16 protein-coding genes and 7 tRNA genes are annotated in these 17,540 nt (G+C 52.9%); 14 read left to right on the top strand and 9 right to left on the bottom strand.

Annotated features, from left to right (window positions below):
- Nucleotides 1-40: 40 nt before the first annotated feature.
- From ACOTYB_RS06770 to ACOTYB_RS06760, 3 genes are all read right to left on the bottom strand, one after another.
- Nucleotides 41-2,230, bottom strand: a complete 2,190-nt coding sequence (locus ACOTYB_RS06770) for an EAL domain-containing protein (RefSeq protein WP_045343764.1) — start codon at nt 2,228-2,230, stop codon at nt 41-43.
- 211 nt (nt 2,231-2,441) lie between these two features.
- Nucleotides 2,442-2,517 (bottom strand) — tRNA-Ala (locus ACOTYB_RS06765).
- A gap of 41 nt (nt 2,518-2,558) precedes the next feature.
- Nucleotides 2,559-2,634: transfer RNA gene (locus ACOTYB_RS06760), tRNA-Ala, on the bottom strand.
- A 217-nt stretch (nt 2,635-2,851) separates the two neighbouring features.
- Between ACOTYB_RS06760 and ACOTYB_RS06755 the strand changes: the two genes are divergently transcribed.
- Nucleotides 2,852-3,211: a YfeC-like transcriptional regulator gene (locus ACOTYB_RS06755; protein WP_003861339.1), complete on the top strand. Its 360-nt coding sequence runs from the start codon at nt 2,852-2,854 to the stop codon at nt 3,209-3,211.
- A 1-nt stretch (nt 3,212) separates the two neighbouring features.
- Nucleotides 3,213-3,599 carry a YfeC-like transcriptional regulator gene (locus tag ACOTYB_RS06750; protein ID WP_058659057.1) on the top strand — a complete coding sequence of 129 codons (387 nt, stop codon included), beginning with the start codon at nt 3,213-3,215 and terminating at the stop codon, nt 3,597-3,599.
- A gap of 52 nt (nt 3,600-3,651) precedes the next feature.
- Here ACOTYB_RS06750 and gltX read toward each other — a convergent pair whose 3' ends face one another.
- Nucleotides 3,652-5,067, bottom strand: coding sequence for a glutamate--tRNA ligase (gltX, locus tag ACOTYB_RS06745; protein ID WP_421765779.1), 1,416 nt, complete (start codon nt 5,065-5,067; stop codon nt 3,652-3,654).
- A gap of 258 nt (nt 5,068-5,325) precedes the next feature.
- On the opposite strand from gltX, the gene ACOTYB_RS06740 reads away from it, so the two are divergent.
- From ACOTYB_RS06740 to ACOTYB_RS06715, 6 genes are all read left to right on the top strand, one after another.
- Nucleotides 5,326-5,401 (top strand) — tRNA-Val (locus tag ACOTYB_RS06740).
- 41 nt (nt 5,402-5,442) lie between these two features.
- Nucleotides 5,443-5,518 (top strand) — tRNA-Val (locus ACOTYB_RS06735).
- 29 nt (nt 5,519-5,547) lie between these two features.
- Nucleotides 5,548-5,623: transfer RNA gene (locus ACOTYB_RS06730), tRNA-Val, on the top strand.
- 29 nt (nt 5,624-5,652) lie between these two features.
- Nucleotides 5,653-5,728, top strand: a tRNA-Val gene (locus ACOTYB_RS06725).
- A 4-nt stretch (nt 5,729-5,732) separates the two neighbouring features.
- Nucleotides 5,733-5,808: transfer RNA gene (locus ACOTYB_RS06720), tRNA-Lys, on the top strand.
- Nucleotides 5,809-5,945: 137 nt separating this feature from the next.
- Nucleotides 5,946-6,287 carry a FlxA-like family protein gene (locus tag ACOTYB_RS06715; protein WP_063978937.1) on the top strand — a complete coding sequence of 114 codons (342 nt, stop codon included), beginning with the start codon at nt 5,946-5,948 and terminating at the stop codon, nt 6,285-6,287.
- On the opposite strand, the gene ACOTYB_RS06710 is transcribed toward ACOTYB_RS06715, so the two are convergent.
- Nucleotides 6,278-7,219: a LysR family transcriptional regulator gene (locus ACOTYB_RS06710; RefSeq protein WP_023314608.1), complete on the bottom strand. Its 942-nt coding sequence runs from the start codon at nt 7,217-7,219 to the stop codon at nt 6,278-6,280. The genes ACOTYB_RS06715 and ACOTYB_RS06710 overlap by 10 nt on opposite strands.
- Before the next feature lie 89 nt (nt 7,220-7,308).
- Between ACOTYB_RS06710 and ACOTYB_RS06705 the strand changes: the two genes are divergently transcribed.
- Nucleotides 7,309-8,304 (top strand): bile acid:sodium symporter family protein, encoded by a 996-nt coding sequence (locus ACOTYB_RS06705; RefSeq protein WP_003861330.1) that lies wholly within the window; start codon nt 7,309-7,311, stop codon nt 8,302-8,304.
- Here ACOTYB_RS06705 and ACOTYB_RS06700 read toward each other — a convergent pair.
- The 3 genes from ACOTYB_RS06700 to zipA all read right to left on the bottom strand — a co-directional run bounded on the left by ACOTYB_RS06700 (nt 8,301) and on the right by zipA (nt 11,632).
- The gene (locus ACOTYB_RS06700) at nt 8,301-8,516 is read right to left on the bottom strand and encodes a DUF3820 family protein (RefSeq protein WP_220153265.1); all 216 of its coding nucleotides are present in this window, start codon (nt 8,514-8,516) and stop codon (nt 8,301-8,303) included. The two genes, ACOTYB_RS06705 and ACOTYB_RS06700, sit on opposite strands and share 4 nt — an antisense overlap.
- 1 nt (nt 8,517) lies before the next feature.
- Nucleotides 8,518-10,533, bottom strand: coding sequence for an NAD-dependent DNA ligase LigA (gene ligA / locus ACOTYB_RS06695; RefSeq protein ID WP_032634218.1), 2,016 nt, complete (start codon nt 10,531-10,533; stop codon nt 8,518-8,520).
- A gap of 67 nt (nt 10,534-10,600) precedes the next feature.
- Nucleotides 10,601-11,632 carry a cell division protein ZipA gene (zipA, locus tag ACOTYB_RS06690; RefSeq protein WP_220153267.1) on the bottom strand — a complete coding sequence of 344 codons (1,032 nt, stop codon included), beginning with the start codon at nt 11,630-11,632 and terminating at the stop codon, nt 10,601-10,603.
- 229 nt (nt 11,633-11,861) lie between these two features.
- Here zipA and cysZ point away from each other — a divergent pair, with 229 nt between their 5' ends.
- From cysZ to crr, 5 genes are all read left to right on the top strand, one after another.
- Entirely contained in the window at nt 11,862-12,623 is a 762-nt protein-coding gene (gene cysZ / locus ACOTYB_RS06685) for a sulfate transporter CysZ (protein WP_003861323.1), read from the top strand.
- 163 nt (nt 12,624-12,786) lie between these two features.
- Nucleotides 12,787-13,758 carry a cysteine synthase A gene (gene cysK, locus ACOTYB_RS06680; RefSeq protein ID WP_003861321.1) on the top strand — a complete coding sequence of 324 codons (972 nt, stop codon included), beginning with the start codon at nt 12,787-12,789 and terminating at the stop codon, nt 13,756-13,758.
- Nucleotides 13,759-14,075: 317 nt separating this feature from the next.
- The gene (gene ptsH / locus ACOTYB_RS06675) at nt 14,076-14,333 is read left to right on the top strand and encodes a phosphocarrier protein Hpr (protein WP_000487600.1); all 258 of its coding nucleotides are present in this window, start codon (nt 14,076-14,078) and stop codon (nt 14,331-14,333) included.
- A gap of 45 nt (nt 14,334-14,378) precedes the next feature.
- Complete coding sequence (gene ptsI, locus ACOTYB_RS06670) at nt 14,379-16,106, top strand: phosphoenolpyruvate-protein phosphotransferase PtsI (protein WP_023314613.1); 1,728 nt, start codon at nt 14,379-14,381, stop codon at nt 16,104-16,106.
- A 40-nt stretch (nt 16,107-16,146) separates the two neighbouring features.
- Nucleotides 16,147-16,656, top strand: a complete 510-nt coding sequence (gene crr, locus ACOTYB_RS06665) for a PTS glucose transporter subunit IIA (RefSeq protein ID WP_003861316.1) — start codon at nt 16,147-16,149, stop codon at nt 16,654-16,656.
- A 44-nt stretch (nt 16,657-16,700) separates the two neighbouring features.
- On the opposite strand, the gene pdxK is transcribed toward crr, so the two are convergent.
- Nucleotides 16,701-17,537: a pyridoxine/pyridoxal/pyridoxamine kinase gene (gene pdxK / locus ACOTYB_RS06660; protein ID WP_003861313.1), complete on the bottom strand. Its 837-nt coding sequence runs from the start codon at nt 17,535-17,537 to the stop codon at nt 16,701-16,703.
- Nucleotides 17,538-17,540: the final 3 nt, after the last annotated feature.

Below are 17,540 nucleotides of genomic sequence, written 5' to 3'. Positions count from 1 at the left end.
ACCGCGTAATAAAAACCGGGAGTCCTCGCTCCCGGTTTTTTTATGCTTCCAGCGCCGTCAGAGGCTGGGGTTTACCAATCAAATAGCCCTGCAAATAATCTACGCCAAATCGCAACAACATCTCGCGTTGTTCAGCCGTTTCCACATATTCAGCCACCACACACAGCGATTTCGTTTTTGCCATGTTGCAAATGGACTGCACGATCATCGCATCCATGCTGTCGGTGCAGATATCTTTCACGAAGCAACCATCGATCTTAATGATATCGGCCTCCAGCCGCTTCAGGCGCTCAAAGTTGGCATAGCCGGTACCAAAGTCGTCTATGGCAATGCGGAAGCCGTAATCACGCAGCTGCTGGATATTTTTGATGCTGCTTCCCGAGTCTGAGAAAGCCTGTTCCTCGGTGATCTCAATGATGATATTTTGCGGCGCAATGGCGTAGCGTTCAAAAAGCGCGATGATCTCAGCCGCAATCTCATTTTGCATCAGCGTCAGCGGCATTAGATTGACGGAGAAGCGCGTTCCTGCACGTCCGGACGGATGGCTGCGCATCCACATCAGCAATTTTTCCAACACGTTCAGGTCAAACCGGTGGCTCAGGTTGAACTGAGCAATCAGCGGAATAAAGCGGTCAGGGGTGATGATCTCGCCATCGCTTTCCAGCCTGGAGAGGATTTCAAAGTACCCTTCTCCGCGCGCGTTGTGAATTGGCTGGGCGTAAAGGTGAAGACCGCCGATATCAAGGGCGCGTTTTATGCGGGCCAGCATTAGCACCCTGTCCGTCGTCTGACCAGAGACATCATCCAGACTGTTGGTTAACGCCAGAACGTTATGCCCGCCACAGGATTGCTCGGACAGCCAGCTCAGCTGACCCAGCGTGTGGTGCAGGCTTTCCCCATCCGGCACTTCGCCCCAGGAGGCGCCAAACTCAATGTCGAGCTCAGTCTTGTTCCAGACAATCTTACGGCTGTTCAGATGATCAACCATATATTGCAGACGTTCAGCCGTGCCCGGACCCAACAAGACCACCACCAGCTCACTGCCTGGCAACTGAAAGAGCTTCTCGTCTTTTTGCAATAACGGTTGCAGCGACGCGGTGATCATCTTTTTACAGTGTACACGCATGAGGATGCCGTAATGACGGCTCAGAAATTCCAGATTATCCAGGCGCAGGCAGCAGATTTTGGCTTCGGGATGGTGCTGTAAAAACACTTCCAGCGCACGAATGTTAGGCAGACCGGTGAGCGGATCGGTAAGCGCCCTCTCCTGCCACCCCTGTTTCAGCCATTCACTTTTCTGATAGATCCGCGACATGTAAAGCAGGCAGATGGCGAAAGAGATCAGTACCGACAAGATAAAGGAGAGCGAGTGGCCCGATTCAACGCCATTAAGAAAATTATAATTGTAGGTCAACAGCATGAGCGCCGAGGCCGCCCAGAGTAAAGAGATGAGCGCATAGCTCAGACGACCAATCCCCAGGGTAAAAAGAATAAAAACGATTGGCATCAAATAACCAGCAATAAACTGTGACTCGAAAGGCGCGCACAAAATAGCGATCATCGAGACCAACAGCATCAGCCACACAACGATAAATAACACTTTTTTGTGACAAAAGAGGGGCTTCACGCTTCGCCGCCAGAATGTTCGGGCATACCGGGGATTAATTATCATTCTTAACGGGTAGTAGAACATCATGGTGAAAATCAGGGCGGCACAAATCAGGCTTTGAATATCGATAACGTTATAAATTGCAGAGCCTTCGCCGAAATAGGAGGAGATTGTCACCGGAAAATCAAATAAATATCCCGCCAGATACATCGATAATTTGATGCCTACAGGAACCACAAATCCGAGCCAGAAAATACGTATACCGATGTACTTATTCGGGATGCTGTGTCGCCAGCGTTTGCCCAGCATCAGACGGATGACGCCACAGGCAGCGAAGACGGCAAACGTCTGACAAATTAATAACACGGAAGATTGTAGTAATGCTAAATCAAAGTAATAAATGTTAGTAACGCTAAATCCAATCAGTAAAGGAATGATTGCCCGACGTCCAAATAACAATACGATGGCGAGCATGGCGCTTAAGGGCAACCACGCTAAATAAACATCATTTTCGTTGACGATAGCGCGCGGGGAGATATAACGGGAAAAGGGGATCGTAATCAGGCTTAACGCCAGGACAATCATAAATATTTTTACATTATTGTAAATTTTTCTATTCATTAATCCGTGTGATCTATTTAACCATCGTCTTATTGACCGGATGGATAATAGGTTTATTAATTGCACGAATCAAGTTCAGGTCTATTTATAGACTTGTTTATTGATTTGGATTGAGGTGATGTATAGAAAACGACATTGCTGGCAACAAAAAGAGTCTAAACATTTTACAAGATATAAAAAAACCCCCGTCTTGCGACGAGGGTTTAAATTTTGGTGGAGCTAAGCGGGATCGAACCGCTGACCTCTTGCATGCCATGCAAGCGCTCTCCCAGCTGAGCTATAGCCCCACATGTTACTTTACCTACCGCACTCTGTTGGGTTCAGAGTTTGGTGGAGCTAAGCGGGATCGAACCGCTGACCTCCTGCATGCCATGCAGGCGCTCTCCCAGCTGAGCTATAGCCCCGTCGTAAAGCTGTCATGTTGACGGGCGGCATAATATGAATTCCGCCGCAGAGTGTCAACGGCAAATTCAACCTCCGCCTTTCAATCGCCGAAAAATCATGCAAATGAATCACTTTGCGAGCCTGCTCGCAGCCAGGAGTTAAGCTTGTCACGTTTTCACGTAAAACGGTGCTATAAAATGAACCACTAATTAACCCCACAGATATTCAGGAAATTGTATGATCAAGGAACGAATGACGCCAGAAGAGTTAGCCCTGCTGACTGGCTATAGCCGACAGACCATCAATAAATGGGTACGCAAAGAGGGTTGGATTACATCGCCAAAGCCAGGCGTTCAGGGTGGCAAGGCGCGTCTGGTACACGTCAATGAAAAAGTGCGCGACTTTATTCGCAGCGCGCGCAGGGCTACAGAGACGCCGGAACTGCCAGATACGTACCACGAGGGCTCGCTTCATGCCCTGCTCCTGACGCTGGCGAATGAAATGACGCCGGAAGAGCAAAAGCAGATGACATCGCTGTTACTGCGGGAAGGGATTACCGGCTTGTTACAACGTTTAGGGATTCGCGACCAACGCTGATATGAAAAGATTACGCAGCAAAATGACCACGGAAGAGCTGGCGGACAGTCTGGGCGTAGCCCGACAAACCGTTAATCGCTGGATACGACAGAAGGGATGGAAAACGGAGGGTATCAACGGTGTAAAAGGCGGAAGAGCGAGGGTGATATGTATTGATGCGCACGTTAAGGAGCACATCATTAGCCTTCCTGCCATTCGTAACCGTCGGGCTGTTTACCATGTGGCGGAAAGCCCTTCCCACTACGGCGTGGCAACCTCATCCAGCCTGCTTCCACAAATTATCGACTCGCTGGAAAACATGACGACTGTCGAACAGGAACGTTTGCACACGTTGCTCGCTCGTGAAGGGTTGCAGGGTTTTCTCACGCGTCTTGGTATTGCTGAATAACAGGCATAAAAAAACGGCAGGTTACCCTGCCGTTTTTTGTATTACACGAGCATTACTGCTGGCGTTCGCGCTCAGCAATAAAGTCCAGCGCTTTGTTGATACGCGCCACGCTACGTGATTTGCCGATGGCATGAACGGTCACGTCCAGCGCCGGAGACTGGCCTGCCCCCGTCACCGCAACGCGCAGCGGCATACCGACTTTACCCATGCCAATTTCCAGCTCATCAGCGGTAGCCTGAATCGCGTGGTGAACATTTTCCGCAGTCCATTCGGTAATGGCTTCGAGTTTGTCACGCACCACTTCCAGCGGCTGACGCGCAACCGGACGCAGGTGTTTCTTGGCCGCGTCGGCGTCGAACTCGTCAAACTCTTCATAGAAGTAACGGCAGCTTTCAGCAATTTCTTTCAGCGTTTTGCAACGCTCGCCAAGCAGCTTCACCAGATCCGCCAGTTCAGGGCCCGTACGGGTATCGATGTTTGCCTGTTCAATGTGCCATTGCAGATAAGTCGCTACATATTCTGGCTGCATGGTATTGATGTAGTGATGGTTCAGCCACAGCAGTTTGTCAGTGTTGAACGCGCTGGCTGATTTGCTCACCGAGTTCAGAGAGAACAGCTCGATCATCTCTTCGCGGCTGAAGATCTCCTGGTCACCATGAGCCCAGCCCAGACGCACCAGGTAGTTCAGCAGCGCTTCCGGCAGATAGCCGTCATCACGGTACTGCATCACGCTCACCGCGCCATGACGTTTGGACAGCTTTTTACCGTCGTCACCGTTGATCATTGATACGTGCGCATACACCGGTACAGGCGCGTTCAGCGCTTTCAGAATGTTGATCTGACGCGGGGTGTTATTGATATGGTCTTCACCACGGATCACGTGAGTGATTTCCATATCCCAGTCGTCCACAACTACGCAGAAGTTATAGGTTGGCGATCCGTCAGTACGACGAATGATGAGGTCATCCAGCTCCTGGTTGCTGAATTCGATCGGACCACGGATCTGGTCATCAAAGATAACAGAGCCATCCTGCGGGTTAGCAAAACGCACTACGCAAGGCTCATCAGCAGCATGCTCGCTGTGGTCATGGCGGCAACGACCGTCATAACGCGGTTTTTCGCCTTTTGCCATTTGCTCTTCGCGCAGCGCATCCAGACGCTCCCTGGAGCAGTAACACTTATAGGCCGTGCCTGCCACCAGCATCTCGTCAATTACGGCGTTATAGCGGTCAAAACGTTTGGTCTGGAAGTATGGGCCTTCGTCCCACGCCAGATTCAGCCAGTTCATCCCATCCATAATGGCTTCAATTGCTTCCGGCGTTGAGCGCTCCAGATCGGTGTCTTCAATACGCAGCACAAACTCACCGTTGTTGTGACGTGCGAAAAGCCAGGAGTAGAGAGCGGTACGTGCACCACCGACATGCAGATAGCCTGTCGGGCTCGGCGCGAAGCGAGTTTTGATTTTCATGAAATGGCCTTACGTTATAAAGATGCCGGTAATCGGCAAATTCCGGGAAGAAAACAATGGGCAATATTCTATCACTGTGGGCCGATTCCTCAATGTCGATCACTTTATCCGGTTCGAGATTGCTGTTTTTGTTTATAAATCATGCGCCACAGTCCGTTTTGCGATCGTTTTGACTAATTTTACGACGAACGAATAAAAACTTTAGAAAATGCGTTGACTCATTTTCAACTCTCCCTATAATGCGACTCCACACAGCGGGGGTGATTAGCTCAGTTGGTAGAGCATCTCCTTTACACGGAGGGGGTCGGCGGTTCGAGCCCGTCATCACCCACCATCTACTTCGGTAGACTCGCAGTGTAGATAAGAATTGAGATTGGGCGATTAGCTCAGTTGGTAGAGCATCTCCTTTACACGGAGGGGGTCGGCGGTTCGAGCCCGTCATCGCCCACCATTCTCACCTTATCGCAGCAGTTCCGAAATGGGCGATTAGCTCAGTTGGTAGAGCATCTCCTTTACACGGAGGGGGTCGGCGGTTCGAGCCCGTCATCGCCCACCATTCTCACCTTATCGCAGCAGTTCCGAAATGGGCGATTAGCTCAGTTGGTAGAGCATCTCCTTTACACGGAGGGGGTCGGCGGTTCGAGCCCGTCATCGCCCACCATTTCGGGTCGTTAGCTCAGTTGGTAGAGCAGTTGACTTTTAATCAATTGGTCGCAGGTTCGAATCCTGCACGACCCACCAATGTAAAAAAGCGCCCTAAAGGCGCTTTTTTGCTATCTGCGACATAGCACATCCCCATTGCAGCCAGACCGCTTGTTTTACTCAAGCTCACGCCTTCTTTGCCGATACCTCTATTTTATGGCGAAAAGGATCTCAATATGACAACTCTTAAGCCCGTTTCTCTGTCGGCGATGGAAATCGGCAGCGTAGATAACAGCTCCGGCGGAAACGACATTGCTTCTCAAATCACCCGTCTGACCAAACAGATAACGAAAGTCACTCAGCAGCTCAAAGAAGTGGCCATGGGTGATGCCACAGCAGAAGAAAAGCAAAAGCAGCAAGAATTACTCGAATCTCAGCTGGCTATGTTGCAGGCACAGCTGGCGCAATTGCAGCGTCAGCAGGCCGAAGAGGCGATGCCAAAGCAGGAAAAAGGTGAGGCAGTCGCGGAAGGCATCAATAAGCCCTCCGCAGAACATCAGATTAATATCTACATCTGATTATTGGTTTCGTTAAAAAGTGGATCGCGTGTGCGGGCCTCCATCAAACGTTCGGCCTGCATACGCACCACATCCCAGCAGGCATGCGCCGCTCCGGAAAGAGACCTGTTTTTACGGCGTACCAGCATCAGCTGGCGTTCGACACAGGGTACGAAACGCTTCACCGTTAAACGACTCCCCTGCGGCAGTGGCAGCGCCAGCGCCGGCAGAACGCTGATGCCAATCCCCGCTTCGACCATGGGGAACAGCGTGGCAGGATGCCCGATCTCCTGCACAATAGTTGCCTTAACACCCTGCGCGGTCAGTGCGGCATCTATCAGCGGGCGGCTGCCTGATGCATAATCCTGTAACACCAGGTTTGCCCCCTGCAAGGCCTGCCAGGCCACCTGCGGCAGCGATGCCAGAGGATCATCATCACGGCAGAGCAATAAAAAGGGCTCCGAGAGTACCACTTCACATTCCAGGTCGCTTACCGCTCCGGGATCAATAACGATGCCAAAATCCACATCCCCCTGACGGATACTCTCCAGTACCCACTGCTGCGGCCTGTCATGCAAAACAAAATCAATATCCGGATAGCGGTGATTACTTTCAGCGATGCACTGGGGAATAAGATGCGCCGAAATCGTCTGGCTCGCCGCCACTCTCACGGTGCCGGAAAGCTGTTGTCCGAGCCGGCCGACATCCCTGAGCGTACTGTTCAGTTCATCCAGCAGCCTCTCCAGACGCATTGCCAGCTGCTGTCCCGCTTCGGTGAGCACCACTTCTCGCGTCGTGCGGTCGAGCAGCTTCACGCCCGTTTGCGTTTCAAGCTCCTTAACGCTATGGCTCACCGCCGACTGACTGAGGCCAATGATCTCCCCTGCCCGGCTAAAGCTGCGGGCCTGCGCGACGGTGACGAAAACGCGAAGCTGACGTAACGAATAATTCATCTGTTTAATTCATGAATGGATGCAATAAATCAATTTTATTTCTCAAAGGGAAGAAAGCACAATAGCGGCATCTGTTTTCAGGAGTGATTATGAAACTTTTTCGTATCCTTGATCCGTTTACGCTGACCCTGATTGGTGTCGTCTTGCTGGCCTCGTTCTTCCCGGCGCGGGGCAGTTTCGTTCCGGTTATTGAAGGACTGACCACGGCAGCCATTGCCCTGCTGTTCTTTATGCATGGCGCCAAACTCTCCCGGGAAGCCATTATTGCAGGCGGTAGCCACTGGCGACTGCATCTGTGGGTAATGTGCAGCACTTTTATCCTCTTCCCGGTTCTGGGCGTGCTGTTCGCCTGGTGGGCGCCGGTGAATGTCGATCCGGCGCTGTATACCGGTTTCCTTTATCTGTGCATTTTGCCGGCCACCGTGCAGTCTGCAATTGCCTTTACCTCGCTGGCGGGCGGTAACGTCGCGGCGGCGGTTTGTTCTGCTTCCGCTTCCAGCCTGCTCGGGATCTTTGTTTCACCGCTGCTGGTCGGTCTGCTGATGAACATGCACGGGGCGGAAGGCAATCTGGAGCAGGTGGGTAAAATTTGTCTGCAACTGCTGCTGCCGTTTGTGCTCGGACACTTATCCCGTCCCTGGATTGGGGAGTTTGTGGCGAAACATAAAAAATGGATCGGGAAAACGGACCAAAGCTCCATTCTGCTGGTGGTTTACACGGCCTTCAGCGAAGCCGTGGTGAACGGCATCTGGCACAGGGTGGGTGCTGGATCGCTGCTGTTTATTGTGGTGGTAAGCATCGTTCTGCTGGCCATTGTCATCGCGGTTAACGTCTTTGTGGCCCGCAAATGCGGCTTCAACAAGGCCGATGAAATCACCATTGTATTTTGCGGATCGAAAAAGAGCCTCGCCAACGGGATCCCGATGGCCAATATCCTGTTCCCGACGTCTGTCATTGGGATGATGGTGTTGCCGCTGATGATTTTCCATCAGATCCAGCTGATGGTGTGTGCGGTACTGGCGCGGCGTTACAAGGCGCAGACTGAAAAGCTGGCGCAGGAAGAGACCCACGCCGCGAAAGTTTAAGGACGTTTCAGGGGCTGAACCAGCTGGGTCAGCCCCTCTGTTTTGATCAGTAACGTGATAGCCATCAGCTCGCCCAGACGCCCGGCGGGGAACTCATCCTTACGGGCAAACCACAGCATATACTCTTCCGGTAAATCAATCAGCCTGCGACCCTTATATTTACCGAACGGCATCTCCGTATTGGCGATCTCAACGAGCTGCTCTTTTTCCACGTCACTCTCCTAACAGGCGCATCATTTCCGCTTCGTCGATTACCTCGATGCCAAGCTCCTGCGCTTTTGCCAGCTTCGAACCGGCCGCTTCCCCGGCAATCACCAGGTCGGTTTTCTTTGACACGCTTCCTGCCACTTTTGCCCCCAGCGCCACCAGGCGCGCTTTCGCATCATCGCGCGAGAGCTGGCTCAGGCTGCCGGTCAGCACCACCGTTTTACCGGCAAACGGGCTGTCGATCTCTTCGGCATTAACCACTACCGGTGCGGGCCAGTGAATGCCCTGTTCCAGTAATTTACCGATCACTTCACGGTTGCTCTCTTCGGCGAAGAAGTTGAAAACGTGGGTGGCGACCACAATGCCGACATCAGGAACTTTCTGTAGCTCGTCGATGGTGGCTTTCTCCAGCGCGTCCAGCGTGCCGAAATACGCCGCCAGCCCTGCCGCCGTCGCCTCTCCGACTTCACGAATGCCGAGCGCGTAAAGGAAACGGGCAAAGGTGGTGTTTTTGGCCGCCTCGAGCGCGTTAACGATGTTCTGGGCAGATTTCGGTCCCATACGCTCAAGACCGGTCAGCTTACCTGCCGTCAGGGTAAAGAGGTCCGCAGGCGTATGGACGTACTCTTTCTCAACTAGCTGGTCGATAATCTTGTCACCCATTCCGTCCACGTCCATCGCCCGGCGGGAGACGAAGTGCTTCAGGGACTCTTTACGCTGCGCGCCGCAGATTAACCCGCCCGTACAGCGCGTTACCGCTTCACCTTCCACGCGCTCAACGTCAGAACCACATACCGGACAGTGGGCTGGAAACTCGATGGCACGGGTGTCGGCAGGACGTTCAGACTCCACAACGTTAACCACCTGTGGGATCACATCACCCGCGCGGCGAATCACCACTTTGTCACCAATTCGCAGCCCCAGACGCGCAATTTCATCGGCGTTATGCAGCGTGGCGTTACTTACCAGCACGCCAGCCACCTGCACAGGCTCCAGACGCGCCACAGGCGTAATGGCCCCCGTACGTCCGACCTGAAACTCCACGTCGCGAACGAAGGTCATCTGCTCTTGCGCCGGAAACTTAAAGGCCACCGCCCAGCGTGGCGCACGGGCCACAAATCCCAACTGTTCCTGCAACGCCAGCGAATTAGCCTTGATCACCACGCCGTCAATATCAAACCCGAGCGTGGGACGAGCTTCTTCAACCTTGTGATAGAACGCCAGCACCGCCTCCGGAGAGTCGCAGAGCTGCACACGGTTGCTTACCGGTAATCCCCACTCTTTGAACTGCATTAAACGCCCCAGGTGGGTATCTGGCAGATCACCGCCTTCCAGGATCCCGACGCCGTAGCAGAAGAAAGTAAGCGGTCGCTTCGCGGTGATACGCGGATCGAGCTGACGCAGCGAACCTGCCGCCGCGTTACGCGGGTTAGCAAACACTTTCCCGCCGGTACGACGCGCTTCTTCGTTGATCTTCTCGAAGCCCGCCTGCGGAAGGAACACTTCCCCGCGCACTTCCAGCCGGGCGGGAATGTTATCGCCACGCAGTTTCAGCGGGATCGCACGAATAGTGCGCACATTGGTGGTGATATCTTCCCCGGTAGTGCCGTCGCCGCGCGTTGCGGCACGCACCATCACGCCGTTCTCATAAAGAATACTGACGGCCAGACCATCCAGCTTTAGCTCGCAGCACCAGCTCAGATTGTCGACGCTCTTCAGGCGATCCTGCACGCGCTTGTTGAAAGCCAGAAAACTCTCTTCATCAAACACGTTATCCAGCGACAGCATCGGCACTTCGTGGCGCACCTGGCTGAAAGCGCCCAGCGGTTCCGCACCGACGCGCTGCGTTGGAGAATCGGGCGTAATCAGTTCGGGGTGCTGCGCTTCCAGCTCGCGCAGTTCACGCATCAGGCGGTCATACTCCGCATCCGGCACTTCCGGTGCGTCCATAACATGATAGAGATATTCATGATGGCGAAGCGTGGTTCGCAGTTCAGTAAGTTGTTGTTCGATTGAGTCCATATCGCACCATCAATGAGAAAAACCCCCGACAGGCGGGGGTTGAGGAGGAGTTAAGTTAACGCGACGATTACGCGTTCGCTTCCTTAACTTCGCGGATGCGGTCCTGATACTCGCGCAGTTTCTGCGGCGTCATCATTCGACGCTGATCGTCGAGCACCACACCGCCCACTTCGTCGGCGATGTGCTGAGCGGACTGTAGCATCAGCTTAAAGTTTTGCAGCTCGTCACCGTAGGACGGCACCTGCATAAAGATCGTAACGCCTGGCGTGACGAAATCACCGGTCATTTCCGGGTCAAACGTGCCTGGATTGACCATATTGGCCAGGCTGAACAGCGCCGGACCGCTGCCGTCAGGACTCAGGTGGCGATGGAAAATATTCATGTCGCCGAACTTGAAGCCTGCCTGTTGGATGCTGTTAAGCAGCACATCACCGTTCAGATTGGTGCCATGATGAGCAGCCACGTTCATAATGATCACCGCTTCTTTACGCTGCGGCTTTTCAACAACCGGTTCTGGCTCTGCAACCGGCTCTGGCTCAGCGCGCGGGGCGGGCTGTGGCGCAGGCGGTTCAGGCTGCGGCTGCGGTTGTTGTACCGGCTGCGGCTGCTGAACAGGCTGTGGCTGATGCACTGGCTGCGGCTGCTGAACAGGCTGTGGCTGATGCACTGGCTGTGCAGGCTGTTGGACAGGTTGCGGCTGTACAGGCTGTGGCGCAACGGGCTGCTGTTGCACAGGCTGGTGCGGCGGATGACGAACAGGTTCTTCCACTGGCGGCGGCGCTGGCTGGCGCGGCTGGGCAGAGGCATACGGTGGTTGATACTGGTGCTGCGGAGCGCGGGGGGCTTCATGCTCTCCATGCGCTGCGCCGGGCGCAGTATTGACCCGATGAACACGAACTTCACCCACGCCGTCGTCGTCAAGACCGTCGATGTCGTCTTCAACGTCATCGTCGTCACGACTGGACTTCATGCGCTTCAGTGGACGATCGCGAAACATAGAGGAACGCTCTTTACGGCTGGTCCAGAAACCATGTACCAGTAAAGCGATTATGGCGATCGCGCCAACAATGATTAATATCAGACGCAAATCCTGCATCATTATATTCTCTGTTGTTCTAACACCTTGCCACCACGGCAAACATTTACTCACTAAGAGTATTTGCCGTTTACGTCAAGTGCAAGTGTATGCAGAGCATTCACAGCATAAAGATGAACTAAATCGTGCTTTTTGCTGGTTTTTCGAACATTTCCGAACTGGTCATTGGCCCGTAACTGGATAATATAGGCGGGCAATTCCACTGGTTGTGTAAAAAGGAGTACAGCCTGGTATGGTTTCAACATCTTCTTCTGCCCCACGCAGCGGGGTCTGGTACTTTTCTCAGGGCTGGAAACTGGTCTCCCTGCCGGGCATTCGACGCTTCGTTATTTTGCCGTTACTGATCAACATTATTCTGATGGGCGGGGCCTTCTGGTGGCTGTTCACCAGACTGGAAACGTGGATCCCTTCCCTGATGAGCTATGTGCCGGACTGGTTACAGTGGCTAGACTACCTGCTCTGGCCGATTGCGGTTATCTCCGTGCTGCTGGTTTTCGGCTATTTCTTTTCGACGATAGCAAACTGGATAGCCGCGCCGTTCAACGGTCTGCTGGCCGAACAGCTTGAAGCGCGCCTGACCGGTGCGACGCCACCTGACACGGGCGTATTGGGGCTCGTGAAAGATCTCCCCCGCATCATGAAGCGTGAATGGCAGAAGTTCGCCTGGTACCTGCCGCGGGCGATTGTGCTGCTTATCCTTTATTTTGTACCCGGGATTGGCCAGACGGTCGCGCCCGTGCTGTGGTTCCTGTTCAGCGCCTGGATGCTCGCTATCCAGTACTGTGATTATCCGTTCGATAACCACAAAGTGCCGTTTAAAGAGATGCGCACTGCCCTGCGCACTCAGAAGGTTGCCAATATGCAGTTTGGCGCGCTGACCAGCCTGTTCACCATGATCCCTTTCCTGAATTTGTTCATCATGCCCGTTGCCGTATGCGGCGCGACGGCGATGTGGGTGGACTGCTACCGCGCTAAGCACGCGTTATGGAAGTAATGCAAAAATGTGTAAAAGAGGGGTGGCTTATGCCGCCCCTTATTCCATACTGATCCCCATTATTTCCTTGCAGCATATAGATATGCGATTTCCTTACTTCCCCATACCTGTTCAACAGGTATGCTGGGTCGGTATCCCAATTTCATACAGTTAAGGACAGGCCATGAGTAAGATTTATGAAGACAACTCGCTGACTATCGGTCATACGCCCCTGGTTCGACTGAACCGTATCGGTAATGGACGCATTCTGGCGAAGGTCGAATCTCGTAACCCAAGCTTCAGCGTTAAATGCCGTATCGGTGCGAATATGATTTGGGATGCTGAAAAGCGTGGCGTGCTGAAACCTGGCGTTGAGCTGGTTGAACCCACCAGCGGCAATACGGGTATCGCTCTGGCCTATGTTGCGGCAGCGCGTGGCTATAAGCTGACGCTGACTATGCCTGAAACCATGAGCATTGAGCGTCGTAAGCTGCTGAAAGCGCTGGGTGCGAACCTGGTCCTGACCGAAGGCGCGAAAGGCATGAAGGGCGCGATTCAGAAGGCCGAAGAAATCGTCGCCAGCGATCCGGCAAAGTATCTGCTGCTCCAGCAGTTCAGCAACCCGGCCAACCCGGAAATTCATGAGAAAACCACCGGTCCGGAAATCTGGGAAGATACCGACGGTCAGGTTGATGTGTTTATCTCCGGCGTAGGCACCGGCGGTACGCTGACCGGGGTGTCTCGCTATATTAAAGGCACGAAAGGTAAAAAAGATCTGATTACCGTTGCCGTTGAGCCAACCGACTCGCCGGTTATCGCTCAGGCGCTGGCAGGCGAAGAGATCAAACCAGGTCCGCACAAAATCCAGGGTATCGGGGCTGGTTTTATTCCAGGCAACCTCGATCTGAAGCTGATCGATAAAGTGGTCGCCATCACCAATGAAGAAGCCATCTCTACGGCGCGTCGCCTGATGGACGAGGAAGGCATTCTGGCGGGTATATCTTCCGGTGCGGCGGTTGCGGCAGCGCTCAAACTGCTGGAAGACGAAATCTTTACCAATAAGAACATTGTGGTTATCCTACCGTCTTCGGGTGAGCGTTACTTAAGCACAGCACTGTTTGCCGATCTCTTCACAGAGAAAGAACTGCAACAGTGATGCCAGCATGTTAAAAACGCGTAAAAAAGCACCTTTTCAGGTGCTTTTTTGTGGCCTGCTTCAAAGTTTTACCCCTCCTGGCATTGCTTCACCCCGTTGGGTCTGGTATTTAAACCAGCAATTATTTTGATGCGCGAAATTAATCGGTGAACGAAATAGCGCTGCTGAATCGATTTTATGATTTGGTTCAAGTCTTGCTTTCACTGCATAATGTTTAATGACGATTGAAACGTCAGCGCTAACTATACAGGCTAAAGTTAAGTCGCCAGGCTAGACTTTAGTTCCACAACACTAAACCTATAAGTTGGGGAAATACAATGTTCCAGCAAGAAGTTACCATTACCGCTCCGAACGGTCTGCACACCCGCCCTGCTGCTCAGTTTGTTAAAGAAGCGAAAGGCTTCACTTCTGAAATCACTGTGACTTCCAACGGCAAAAGCGCTAGCGCAAAAAGCCTGTTCAAGCTGCAAACTCTGGGCCTGACTCAGGGTACCGTTGTTACCATCTCCGCTGAAGGTGAAGACGAGCAGAAAGCAGTTGAGCATCTGGTTAAGCTGATGGCTGAACTCGAGTAAGTTTACCGGGTTCTTTTCAATATCAGTCACAAGTAAGGTAGGGTTATGATTTCAGGCATTTTAGCATCCCCGGGTATCGCTTTCGGCAAAGCATTGCTGCTGAAAGAAGACGAAATCGTCATTGACCGGAAAAAAATTTCTGCCGACAAGGTTGATCAGGAAGTTGAACGTTTTCTGAGCGGTCGTGCCAAGGCATCTGCGCAACTGGAAGCGATTAAAACTAAAGCTGGCGAAACTTTCGGTGAAGAAAAAGAAGCCATCTTCGAAGGGCACATTATGCTGCTCGAAGATGAGGAGCTGGAGCAGGAAATCATAGCCCTGATTAAAGATAAAGGCATGACGGCCGACGCGGCTGCGCATGAAGTTATCGAAGGTCAGGCATCTGCCCTGGAAGAGCTGGACGATGAATACCTGAAAGAGCGTGCGGCTGACGTACGTGACATCGGTAAGCGCCTGCTGCGCAATATCCTGGGTCTGGCCATCATCGATCTGAGCGCGATTCAGGACGAAGTTATCCTGGTTGCCGCTGACCTGACCCCGTCTGAAACCGCACAGCTGAACCTGAACAAGGTGCTGGGTTTCATTACTGACGCAGGTGGACGTACCTCCCACACCTCAATCATGGCGCGTTCTCTGGAGCTGCCAGCCATCGTGGGTACCGGTAGCGTTACCTCTCAGGTTAAAAACGACGACTATCTGATTCTGGATGCCGTAAACAACGTGGTTTACGTCAACCCAACTAACGATGTGATCGAGCAACTGCGCGCCGTTCAGGAGCAGGTTGCTACCGAGAAAGCGGAACTCGCTAAACTGAAAGATCTGCCAGCCATCACGCTGGACGGCCATCAGGTTGAAGTGTGCGCTAACATCGGTACCGTACGTGACGTTGACGGCGCTGAGCGCAACGGCGCGGAAGGTGTGGGTCTGTATCGTACTGAATTCCTGTTCATGGATCGCGACGCTCTGCCAACGGAAGAAGAGCAGTTTGCAGCGTACAAAGCGGTTGCGGAAGCGTGCGGCTCGCAGGCGGTTATCGTCCGTACCATGGACATCGGTGGCGACAAAGAGCTGCCGTACATGAACTTCCCGAAAGAAGAGAACCCGTTCCTGGGCTGGCGTGCCGTGCGTATCGCCATGGATCGCAAAGAGATCCTGCGTGACCAGGTTCGCGCTATTCTGCGTGCCTCCGCTTTCGGTAAACTGCGCATCATGTTCCCGATGATCATCTCTGTTGAAGAAGTGCGTGCACTGAAGAAAGAGATCGAAATCTACAAACAGGAACTGCGCGACGAAGGTAAAGCATTTGACGAATCCATTGAGATCGGCGTGATGGTGGAAACACCGGCAGCCGCGACCATTGCGCGTCATTTAGCCAAAGAAGTTGATTTCTTTAGTATCGGTACCAATGATTTAACGCAGTACACCCTGGCAGTTGACCGTGGTAATGATATGATTTCACATCTCTACCAGCCAATGTCACCGTCCGTACTGAATTTGATCAAGCAAGTTATTGATGCTTCTCATGCAGAAGGTAAATGGACTGGCATGTGTGGTGAGCTTGCAGGCGACGAACGTGCTACACTTCTGTTGCTGGGTATGGGTCTGGACGAATTCTCTATGAGCGCCATTTCCATCCCGCGCATTAAGAAGATTATCCGTAACACGAACTTCGAAGATGCGAAGGTGTTAGCAGAGCAGGCTCTTGCTCAACCGACAACGGACGAGTTAATGACGCTGGTTAACAAGTTCATTGAAGAAAAAACAATCTGCTAATCCACGAGATGCGGCCCAATTTACTGCTTAGGAGAAGATCATGGGTTTGTTCGATAAACTGAAATCTCTGGTTTCTGATGACAAGAAAGACTCCGGAACTATTGAGATTGTTGCTCCGCTCTCCGGCGAGATCGTCAACATCGAAGACGTGCCGGATGTAGTGTTTGCTGAGAAAATCGTTGGTGATGGCATTGCTATCAAACCAACTGGCAACAAAATGGTTGCTCCAGTTGACGGCACCATCGGTAAAATTTTTGAAACCAACCATGCGTTCTCTATCGAATCCGATAGCGGTATCGAACTGTTCGTTCACTTCGGTATCGACACCGTTGAACTGAAAGGCGAAGGCTTCAAACGTATCGCGGAAGAAGGCCAGCGTGTTAAAGTTGGCGACCCGGTAATTGAATTCGATCTGCCACTGCTGGAAGAAAAAGCCAAGTCTACCCTGACGCCGGTTGTTATCTCCAACATGGACGAAATTAAAGAACTGATCAAACTGTCTGGCAGCGTTACCGTGGGTGAAACCCCGGTTATCCGCATCAAGAAGTAATTCTTGCCGCACGGTAAAATGGCGCCTTCGGGCGCCATTTTTGTTTATGCAGGCAGGATAAGCTCGTCATAGCCTTTCGACTGCGTATAGATCATCACGTCAGTCACCCTGTCGCCCGCCATGCGAATGGCGTCGGCCACGGTTTTACCCCCGACGATACCGCTCACCAGCTCCGAACAGAACAGATCCCCCGTCCCTTTCAGATCCGTCTCTACGCGCGGGTGCGCGCTAACGGTAACACCTTCTTCGCTCACCAGCACGACGTGGATATTCTGCGGATCGTCAGCCACTGGCGCACTAGTGATAGCCACCCATTTCAGCGAGTTGGACAGCAGCCCCTGCGCGGCGGCAATGGCGCTCTCCGGCGTACGGCACGGTTTGCCGCTCAGCACTTCCAGTTCATACACGTTGGGCGTAATGCCCTGGGCCAGCGGGAGCAGATGTTCACGGTAGGCTTCAGGAATATCCGGCTTCACGTACATCCCGCTGTCGATATCCCCGATTACCGGGTCAACCAGCACCAGCAGATCGGGATGTTGCACTTTGATCGCCTTCAGCCACTGCGCCAGCAGCACGATCTGGCTGGCACTGCCCATATACCCGGTTGTCACCGCTTTTAACTCGCGTAAAATCTCACGCTCTTCCAGCGCCTTCAGGTAGCCGCTGAACCACTCGTCCGGGATCACCCCGCCGTAGAAGGTGTCGTAGTGTGGCGTATTGCTGAACAGCACCGTCGGCACGGCGGTAACGTTCAGCCGGTGGGTGCGAATATTCGGCACCGCGATGCTGTTTCCCACGCTGCCGTACACCACCTGCGACTGTACGGCGACAATATCGGTTTGCTGCGCCCGGGTGTTATCCCGGAATAAAATCATCTCCATGAC

The organism is Enterobacter cloacae complex sp. IR5450 (assembly GCF_049238665.1).
GTDB lineage: Bacteria > Pseudomonadota > Gammaproteobacteria > Enterobacterales > Enterobacteriaceae > Enterobacter > Enterobacter hormaechei_C.
The sequence above is the reverse complement of the archived record's forward strand: the minus strand, read 5'-3'. Positions and strand labels throughout refer to the sequence as shown.